The sequence below is a fragment of the Rhizobacter sp. P3_B12 genome (genome assembly GCF_056402895.1).
Genome location: NZ_JBFUGN010001456.1, coordinates 1 through 1,069 on the forward strand (window position 1 = coordinate 1; position 1,069 = coordinate 1,069).

The following is a 1,069-nucleotide window of genomic DNA, read 5'->3' on the forward strand; positions in this document are numbered from 1 at the left end:
GGGCCAGGGGGTCGTGCGGCGCTGGACCATCGGCGCGGCCCCGGCACCGACGGACTGGGAAGTCGTCAGCGACCCCGAGCAGCTGCGCCGCGTCGGCCAGGCCGAGAACATCGTGCGCGGCGTGCTCGGCTCGCGCAACTGCCAGAACTTCTTCGACACCGGCTGCGGCGGCACCAACGCCCTGCGCAACGCCTTCGACAACGCCAACGTCTTCCTGAGGCCGCAGGACGACAACGTCTTCGGCGAGCGCAGCGGCAACAACATCGCGTTCAACCTGCGTGCCTTCCGCATCGGCCGCTTCATGCTGGCCTCCACGCTGCTGCACGAGATGTTCCACACCTGCGACCCGACGGCGCGGGCCGACCAGAACCAGCGCGAACTGAACTCCGAGAACGCGGTCGAGGCCTGCCGCATCCACACGCCCTGGATCGACACCATCTCGCCGCGTCGCGCTGCGGCGGGAACGGACGTCACCATCCTCGGCTGGAACTTCGGCCCCGCGCAGTCGAGCGCCGACTCGGTGCAGATCGGCGGCGTCAACGCCAGCATCGTCAGCTGGGAATTCACCACCGACACCTCGTCGCGCGTGCGCATCGTGGCCACCGTTCCCGCCGGCGTGACCTCGGGATCCGTCGTCGTGATCAACAACGGCGTGCGCAGCAACGTGGCCACCATCCGGGTGACCTGAGCCGCGACGGCGCCCGGGCGAGACGATCTTGCAGGCACCGGCACTCGCACTCGCGCCCCGTCAATCGACGGGACGCGGCCCCGCCAGACGGGCGCCGCTGATCGCGCCGCCGTTGCACCTCAAGCTGAGCCCGAAACTCAAACTCGGCGACCGCGACGATTTCGCCGAACGCCAGGCCGACCGCATGGCCGATCGCGCGCTGGCGCACGATGCGCCGGTGGCGTCCGATCCGGTGGCGGCCTCTGAAGCCGCGGCCGCGCTGCAGGCCCCGGCCACGCCGGCCACGCCAGCATCACCGCTGCCGCCGGCCGACGAGTCCCGCCCCGGCCTGGTGTCGCGTGTGCTGCGGGCCTTGCGCGTCGGTCGACCGCTGCCTGCGCG

Annotated in this window: 1 protein-coding gene and 1 pseudogene; both read left to right on the top strand. The window is 71.5% G+C overall.

The window, feature by feature from the left end; all coding sequences use genetic code 11:
- On the top strand, window positions 1-688 hold a 688-nt coding region (locus AC1D01_RS36050; RefSeq protein ID WP_477874520.1), incomplete at its 5' end, for an IPT/TIG domain-containing protein.
- 112 nt (window positions 689-800) lie between these two features.
- Window positions 801-1,069 (top strand): annotated as a pseudogene (locus AC1D01_RS36055) (hypothetical protein); the annotation flags it as partial.